The following is an 8,556-nucleotide window of genomic DNA, read 5'->3' as shown; positions in this document are numbered from 1 at the left end:
CCGGCTGTTGAGCCTTTGCATTGTACTGATATTGTTTGCAATTCTGGGATTTATCGTCTATAAAGGAATCGGCGCTATCAGTTGGGATTTTATCACTTCGGCTCCTACGGACGGGATGACAGGTGGCGGTATATGGCCGGCTATTGTCGGTACTTTCTATCTGATGGTGGGGAGTGCGCTGTTCGCTTTTCCGATAGGGGTGATGAGCGGAATTTATATGAATGAGTATGCGCCGAAAGGTAAGTTGGTACGCTTTATCCGGGTGATGACCAATAACTTGAGCGGTATTCCTTCCATCGTATTCGGATTGTTCGGTATGGCGCTGTTTGTCAATTATATGGGATTTGGTGATAGTATTTTGGCCGGTTCTTTGACATTAGGTTTGCTTTGTGTACCTTTGGTCATTCGGACAACGGAGGAAGCTTTGAAAGCCATTCCCGACAGTATGCGTGAAGGCAGCCGGGCCTTGGGGGCAACGAAGTTGCAGACGATCTGGCACGTCATTCTGCCGATGGGGATGCCGAACATTATCACAGGGTTGATTCTTGCCTTGGGACGTGTTTCGGGAGAGACGGCACCGATTCTGTTTACTTGTGCCGCATACTTCCTGCCACAACTGCCAACGGGTATTTTCGATCAGTGTATGGCATTGCCTTACCATTTGTATGTGATTTCCACGAGTGGAACGGATATGGAGGCACAATTGCCGCTGGCTTATGGTACGGCATTGGTGTTGATTATGATTATCCTGTTCGTGAATCTGCTGGCTAATGCATTGAGAAAGTATTTTGAGAAAAGAGTAAAAACAAACTAGATTAGTATATGGATACAGTGAAAATAGATGCGCGTGATGTGAACTTTTGGTATGGAGATTTTCATGCATTGAAGGGTATCAGTATGCAGATTGAGGAAAAGTCGGTTGTCGCTTTTATCGGACCGTCCGGTTGCGGTAAGTCTACTTTCCTCCGGCTTTTCAACCGGATGAATGATTTGATTCCTGATACCCGTCTGGAGGGAGAAATCCGTATCGACGGACATAATATATATGCGAAAGGGGTGGAAGTGGACGAACTCCGCAAGAATGTAGGAATGGTGTTCCAGCGTCCGAATCCTTTCCCGAAAAGTATATTCGAGAATGTGGCTTACGGACTTCGTGTGAACGGAATAAAAGATAATGCTTTCATTCGTCAGCGTGTGGAGGAAACATTGAAAGGAGCGGCTCTTTGGGATGAGGTGAAAGATAAGTTGAAGGAGTCGGCTTATGCGTTGTCCGGCGGACAGCAACAGCGGCTTTGTATCGCCCGTGCGATGGCTGTCTCTCCTTCGGTATTGCTGATGGATGAGCCTGCGTCTGCACTCGACCCTATTTCTACGGCTAAGGTGGAGGAGTTGATCCATGAATTGAAGAAGGATTATACGATTGTAATCGTTACGCATAATATGCAGCAGGCAGCCCGTGTCAGTGATAAGACGGCGTTTTTCTATATGGGCGAAATGGTGGAATTCGATCAGACGAAAAGGATATTCACCAATCCGGAGAAAGAGGCTACCCAGAATTACATAACGGGACGCTTCGGGTAATTCGTGAAATCCGTGCCTGAAATTTATTTCTGAAATGTCATTAGCAAAATATTAATCATTTATATATAATAGACTATGGTAAAGTTTATAGAATCGGAACTTATCCTATTGAAGAAGGAAATTGATGAAATGTGGACCTTGGTGTACAACCAGCTTGACCGTGCCGGAGAGGCTGTGTTGACCCTCGACAAGGAGTTGGCTCAACAAGTGATGGTTCGCGAGCGTCGGGTGAATGCTTTTGAATTGAAGATAGATAGCGATGTGGAAGACATTATCGCATTATATAATCCGGTGGCGATTGACCTCCGTTTTGTATTGGCTATGCTGAAGATCAATACGAATCTGGAACGCTTGGGCGACTTTGCGGAAGGTATTGCCCGCTTTGTACTTCGTTGCAAAGAGCCGGTGTTGGATGCGGAATTATTGAACCGTCTTCGTCTGGCAGAGATGCAGGCAGAAGTGTTGTCGATGCTGGAACTGGCGAAGCGTGCCTTAAATGAAGAGAGTAATGACCTGGCAGCGGGAGTGTTTGCCAAGGATAATTTGCTGGATGAAATCAATGCGGATGCGACAGGTATTCTTTCTGACTATATCATCGAACATCCGGAAGCTGTACATACCTGCGTAGATTTGGTCAGTGTGTTCCGTAAACTGGAACGTTCGGGAGACCATATTACCAATATTGCCGAGGAGATTGTTTTCTTCATTGACGCCAAAGTGTTAAAACATCGTGGCAAAACGGACGAAAACTACCCGGAAAAGTAATTTTTTGCGGATTTTTAAACAGAAATTAGGGCTCCTTAAAAAAATATCCTATATTTGTCACCTATAACGGACAAGTTACAGGAGATTTTGCTTCAAATGATAATAAATCCAAAGAATTTTCAAAAAGATGTTATATGACATGTTTTATAATTTGGATAGTATCGGTAAAACCGCCTATATTTGCACCGTTATCCTGAAAACAATCTTTTTACCTTAAAAAAAAACTAATACCTATTGAAAACTGAAAAATGGAGCTTTGTGAAAAGCCCCATTTTTTTTTGCTCTTATTTTTTAAGCTCCTTTCTAATTCGTATCTTTGACCCTTGCATTAAGAGAGTATTCTCAATCTTAAAATAGTAAGTAGTAAATCGTAAAATAGTAAATGAAATTATGTTTTCTGGAATCGTAGAAGAATATGCTACTTTGGTAGCACTGGTGAAAGACCAGGAGAATATACACTTTACATTTAAGTGTTCGTTTGTGAATGAGTTGAAAATCGACCAGAGTATTTCTCACAATGGTGTGTGTCTGACAGTGGTGACTCTGACAGATGATACGTATACGGTGACTGCCATGAAAGAAACATTGGAACGCTCTAATCTCGGTCTGCTGAAAGTGGGGGATAAGGTGAATGTTGAACGTAGCATGATGATGAATGGCCGACTGGACGGACATATCGTTCAGGGACATGTAGACCAGACCGCTACTTGTATTGATATTAAGGATGCGGAAGGTAGTTGGTATTTTACCTTCCAATATGCGTTTGATAAGGAAATGGCGAAACGTGGATATATCACGGTGGATAAAGGTTCGGTAACTGTGAACGGTGTTAGCCTGACGGTATGTAATCCGACCGATGCTACTTTCCAGGTAGCTATCATTCCTTATACGTATGAGCATACAAACTTCCATACGTTTGAGATTGGCAGTGTGGTAAATATTGAATTCGATATTATCGGTAAGTATATCAGCCGGATGATTCAGTATAAATAGTTGGCTGTCGCAAAAGCGAATTTCAATCGTAAATTGTAAATCATAAAATCGCAATCTTATGGATTTTCTTCAATTGGTACAGGCTCGTCAAAGCGACCGTTCGTATGATAAGGAGCGTCCGGTAGAGCCGGAAAAGTTGGAACGGATACTTGAAGCTGCTCGTTTGGCGCCTTCGGCCTGTAATGCGCAGCCTTGGAAGTTTGTAGTCATCACGGATAAGGAACTGGCCCAAAAAGCGGGGAAAGCTGCTGCTGGTTTGGGGATGAATAAGTTTGCTAAAGATGCTCCCGTGCATATTCTGGTGGTAGAGGAATCTGCTAATATTACCTCTCTGCTTGGTGGAAAGGTGAAAGGCAAGCATTTTCCATTGATCGACATTGGAATAGTTGCTGCTCATATTGCTTTGGCGGCTGAAGCCGAAGGACTGGGCTCTTGTATTCTGGGTTGGTTTGATGAAAAAGAAATGAAACAGCTTGCCGGTATCCCTGCTTCCAAACGTTTATTGCTGGATATTGTCATTGGTTATCCGGCAAAGGAAAAACGCAAGAAAATGAGGAAGCCGAAAGAAAAGGTGATTTCATACAACCGTTATTGATTGAAAAATAATTATATTCTTAGTTCTTTAGGATAAGCATATAACAGAAAGCATCGTTGGTTTTAAAGGAAGAGTCCGTTCCTTTTAAACCAACGATGCTTTCCTTTTAAAGGAACGGACTGTTTATTTAAAACCAAAAGTGTTTCCTCTAAAGTGTTGATATATAACTTATTATTAATGCCGCTGAATAAGCGGCATTAATAATGTAGTATTTATTTCTTTTTTGACAAATCCTTCAGCAAATAGTCTACTGCCACTTTCAGTTGGGCGGCTTCTCCTTTCAGGCTGGCTTTGGGCTTATTATAGATAAGAGTATCAGGTTGTAAAGTCTGATTTTCGAGATCGTTGCACTGCTTGCGTCCTTTTCCTTATAAATCTTTCAGTAATACTTTACTTGCTTTTTTATAGTATTCTTCTCTGGACTCGGTCAGCACTTTCCATTCGTCGTTGAATTCTTCGTCTTTATCAATTTTGAAATTCTCGGAACCGTATGTATCCAAACGATCCAATAAGATGGCTACATTCAATTGATTGATATCCATTGACGGTTGATAGCCGATCTCTTCGCTTTTTTCGTCGGTGACTACTTCGTGAATCAATTCTATTTCCTGCAACTGATAAAGCACCTGATTGGTTAGTCGGATGGGAATCTGATGCTCTTCCGAGATTTCTGCAGCCGTATAGGGAGGCTCGTTCTTCTCAAACCGTTTGGCTATGAGCGACATAATCAGGATGGATATAAAGTCCCGGTATCGTCTGCTGATATTCCGGGTGTCCTGGTCAAAACTAAAACTGCGGATATTCTGTCCGGCATACGTCAATTCGGCTCCGAATAAACAGATTGTCCAAGATATTTGCAACCAAAGCAAAAATAAAGGAAGTGCGGCAAAACTACCGTAAATGGCGTTGTACTTTGATACCCACAACTGGCTGTTGATATACAGGAATTGAAAAGCCTGATAAGCAGACCCCGCCAGAATGCCTGCAATGAGCGCGTGTTTGAATTTTACTTTCGTATTCGGCATGAAGATATACAGCCCTGTGAACATCAGCCATGTCAGGACGAAAGGGATAAGCCGTATCATGAATTTCATAATAGGAGCAAGCAGGACGAAATCATCCATCTGTTTGAGAATGGTACTCATAAACAGAGAAAGTCCTCCGGACACTACGATTAGAATCGGCATCAACAGGAACATAGAAAAGTAATCCGTAATCTTGCGATACATGGATCGTGCTTTTTTCACTTCCCAAATACGGTTGAAGGTGATTTCAATATTGCTGACCAGATTGATAACCGTCCATAACAACATGACCAAACCAACTCCAATGAAAATACCTCCTTTGGTTTGTGAAAGATAGGAGTTGACAAATGAGAGAATGGCCTCTGTTGTTTCTATATTTCCTCCGAAACCATTGCGGAACTGATGTTCCATCAGGTTGTCGAATCCAAAACCGCGTGCCACGGCAAACAGGATGGCAAGTATCGGTACAATGGCGAGCAATGTGCTATATGTCAGTGCGGAAGCTTTATTAGCCATCCGGTCTTTGGTAAACCGGTTGATACAAAGATAGATGGTCTTTATAATATTGTAGAGTGAGAACTTGGTTCGGGTCACTTCATCTTCCGTAATGCGCCAGATGTCATACGTAAGAAACTTCCATATATCGGTGATTTTCTTCTTCATAGTTCAACGGATAATTAAAAGAAAAAGCAGTCAGCCTATAAGCCGAGTTCTGTACCTTATATAAAACAAGGTGCCTGTCATTTATCTGAGTGGCGTGTCACCACGACACTTTAGCGGTCTACCCTCCGACATGGAGCGAGCAACTCTCATAACGCCGGTTTACATGACCTTACAACTCCTAAGACGTACAGCCCGACATGTCACCATGCGGCTGGTGGGCTCTTACCCCACCTTCTCACCCTTACCTCTCCCCGAAAGGAGCGGCGGTTGTTTTCTTCTACGTTACTCTACCCTCACGGACAGCTTTCTGTTAGGAAGTAGGATGCTCTATGTTGCCCGGACTTTCCTCCTGCACGAAACATGCACGCGACAGACCGGCCAACTGCTTTAGACTGCAAAAATACGTCATTTATTTTGTTTTAGCCAAAGAAAGTACCACAAATAGAAATAATTTCTATCTTTGCTATTATTAAAATGAATTTTAATGAAGAAGAATATCCTCCTTTTTTCTTGTTTTCTGGTGATTGCGGCAGTCAGCCTGAAAGCACAGGAAATACGTCCCATGCCTGCCGATTCAGCTTATGGGGTAGTACATATCTCTGTTTGTAATTTGCGCGAAGAAGGCAAATTTACTTCCGGCATGAGTACGCAGGCATTGTTGGGGATGCCGGTCAAAGTACTTCAATATACCGGTTGGTACGAGATACAAACGCCGGATGATTATACCGGATGGGTACACCGGATGGTGATTACCCCCATGTCGAAGGAACGTTATGATGAGTGGAACCGGGCGGAAAAGATAGTGGTTACTTCGCACTACGGATTTGCGTATGAAAAACCGGATGAAAGTTCTCAACCTGTGTCCGACGTGGTTGCAGGCAATCGTCTGAAGTGGGAGGGAAGCAAAGGGCATTTCTACAAAGTATCTTATCCCGACGGTCGGAAAGCATACATTTCTAAATCTATTTCTCAACCGGAAACAAAATGGAGGGCTTCATTGAAACAAGATGTTGAAAGTATCATTGCGACTGCTTATTCGATGATGGGAATTCCTTATCTGTGGGCAGGAACCTCTTCCAAAGGAGTAGATTGTAGCGGCTTGGTACGTACCGTGCTTTTTATGCATGATATTATTATTCCGAGAGATGCGTCTCAACAGGCTTATGTGGGCGAACGTATTGAGATTGCTCCTGATTTTGCCAATGTACAACGGGGGGATTTAGTGTTTTTCGGTCGTAAAGCGACTGCGGAGCGTAAAGAAGGAATCTCTCATGTTGGTATTTACCTTGGTAATAAACAGTTTATCCACGCTTTGGGCGATGTACACATCAGTAGTATGAACCCTGCGGATAAGAACTATGACGAGTTCAACACGAAACGTCTGCTTTTTGCCGTTCGCTTCCTACCTTATATTAATAAGGAGAAGGGAATGAATACTACGGATAATAATCCTTATTATAAATAGTTGATAAATGATGGTTGATAGTTACTGTGAGTATTTGGCATAAATATCTATCATCTATTATCTGCCACCTGTCATTTATCACTTATCATTTGTAATTTATCATCTATTAAAGCATGCAGAACAGAAGAGATTTTTTGAAAACAGCGACTTTGGCTGCTTTGGGTTCAGGGTTGGTTGTCCGTCGGACATTAGCCGGAGAATCATCGCTTTCTAACGTCTATATAAATAAGCTCGGTTTGGGAGGAAAGATGAAAATGAGCTTTTTCCCTTATGAATTGAAGTTGAAGCATGTGTTTACGGTTGCCACATATTCACGCACAACGACTCCTGATGTACAGGTGGAAATAGAATATGAAGGAATAACGGGGTACGGAGAGGCCTCTATGCCTCCTTATTTGGGAGAGACGGTAGAATCGGTTATGAGTTTTCTGGGGAAAGTGAATCTGGAACAGTTTAGTGATCCTTTTCAGCTAGATGACATTTTGTCATACGTTGACAGCCTCTCGCCAAAAGACACGGCGGCGAAAGCTGCGGTAGATATTGCCCTTCATGATTTGGTGGGAAAACTGTTGGATGCTCCCTGGTATAAGATATGGGGATTGAACAAAGAAAAGACGCCTTCTACCACCTTCACGATAGGTATTGATACACCTGATGTGGTAAGGGAGAAAACGAAAGAGTGTGCCGATCAGTTTAATATATTAAAGGTAAAGCTGGGACGGGACAATGATAAGGAGATGATTGAAACCATCCGCTCGGTAACGAATCTACCGATAGCGATAGATGCCAACCAAGGCTGGAAAGACCGTCAATACGCGCTTGATATGATTCATTGGCTGAAAGAAAAAGGCATTGTGATGATAGAACAGCCTATGCCGAAGGAGAAGCTAGACGACATTGCCTGGATAACGCAACAAAGTCCATTGCCGATATTTGCAGATGAATCGTTGCAGCGTTTGGGAGATGTAGCTGCTTTGAAAGACGCTTTCACGGGAATTAATATTAAGTTGATGAAGTGTACCGGTATGCGTGAAGCATGGAAGATGGTGACATTGGCGCATGCGTTCGGTATGCGTGTGATGGTGGGTTGTATGACAGAGACCTCGTGTGCTATTTCAGCAGCTTCACAGTTCTCGCCATTAGTCGATTTTGCCGACCTGGATGGTAACTTGCTTATTTCTAATGATCGCTTTAAAGGGGTAGAAGTAGTGAAAGGAAAGATCACCTTAAATGATTTGCCCGGAATCGGTGTCATGAAAATCTGACTTTACTGAATGAATGTCAGAGTGTTAAAGTCATCTGACATACAACGAATGTAAATTTGTCAGGTGTTGTCGTTAACCGCTGTTAAGCTCTAAATATTCTCTGTTAAAAGTGGACAAAAAAGAGTGACAAGTAGAATAAGTGAACGATATTTGTTATTATTTTAACGTCGAAAAAGTTAAAACAATGTCGAATATTAACAATTT

Annotated in this window: 8 protein-coding genes and 1 other RNA gene; 7 read left to right on the top strand and 2 right to left on the bottom strand. The window is 42.5% G+C overall.

Translation table 11 applies throughout. The features are described 5' to 3' along the window. From pstA to BXY_RS20555, 5 genes are all read left to right on the top strand, one after another. Positions 1-814 (top strand): phosphate ABC transporter permease PstA (pstA, locus tag BXY_RS20575; RefSeq protein WP_208946878.1); only part of this gene is annotated, 814 nt, incomplete at its 5' end. An 8-nt stretch (positions 815-822) separates the two neighbouring features. Then, complete coding sequence (gene pstB, locus BXY_RS20570; protein WP_009041080.1) at positions 823-1,581, top strand: phosphate ABC transporter ATP-binding protein PstB; 759 nt, start codon at positions 823-825, stop codon at positions 1,579-1,581. Between the two features lie 75 nt (positions 1,582-1,656). Then, the gene (gene phoU, locus BXY_RS20565; RefSeq protein WP_004317629.1) at positions 1,657-2,346 is read left to right on the top strand and encodes a phosphate signaling complex protein PhoU; all 690 of its coding nucleotides are present in this window, start codon (positions 1,657-1,659) and stop codon (positions 2,344-2,346) included. Between the two features lie 390 nt (positions 2,347-2,736). Then, on the top strand, positions 2,737-3,339 hold the full coding sequence (locus BXY_RS20560; protein WP_015532856.1) for a riboflavin synthase: 603 nt from the start codon (positions 2,737-2,739) through the stop codon (positions 3,337-3,339). 58 nt (positions 3,340-3,397) lie between these two features. Then, positions 3,398-3,934: a nitroreductase family protein gene (locus BXY_RS20555; RefSeq protein WP_015532855.1), complete on the top strand. Its 537-nt coding sequence runs from the start codon at positions 3,398-3,400 to the stop codon at positions 3,932-3,934. Positions 3,935-4,302: 368 nt separating this feature from the next. Here BXY_RS20555 and BXY_RS20550 read toward each other — a convergent pair whose 3' ends face one another. After that, positions 4,303-5,622 (bottom strand): YihY/virulence factor BrkB family protein, encoded by a 1,320-nt coding sequence (locus tag BXY_RS20550; protein WP_008025368.1) that lies wholly within the window; start codon positions 5,620-5,622, stop codon positions 4,303-4,305. Between the two features lie 22 nt (positions 5,623-5,644). Next, positions 5,645-6,008, bottom strand: an RNA gene (rnpB, locus tag BXY_RS20545) — RNase P RNA component class A. A gap of 98 nt (positions 6,009-6,106) precedes the next feature. Between rnpB and BXY_RS20540 the strand changes: the two genes are divergently transcribed. Together BXY_RS20540 and BXY_RS20535 are read left to right on the top strand one after the other, a co-directional pair. After that, complete coding sequence (locus BXY_RS20540) at positions 6,107-7,087, top strand: C40 family peptidase (protein ID WP_015532854.1); 981 nt, start codon at positions 6,107-6,109, stop codon at positions 7,085-7,087. 113 nt (positions 7,088-7,200) lie between these two features. Continuing rightward, complete coding sequence (locus BXY_RS20535) at positions 7,201-8,352, top strand: dipeptide epimerase (protein WP_015532853.1); 1,152 nt, start codon at positions 7,201-7,203, stop codon at positions 8,350-8,352. Positions 8,353-8,556 lie beyond the last annotated feature (204 nt).

Source organism: Bacteroides xylanisolvens XB1A (assembly GCF_000210075.1).
Lineage (GTDB): Bacteria > Bacteroidota > Bacteroidia > Bacteroidales > Bacteroidaceae > Bacteroides > Bacteroides xylanisolvens.
The sequence above is the reverse complement of the archived record's forward strand: the minus strand, read 5'-3'. Positions and strand labels throughout refer to the sequence as shown.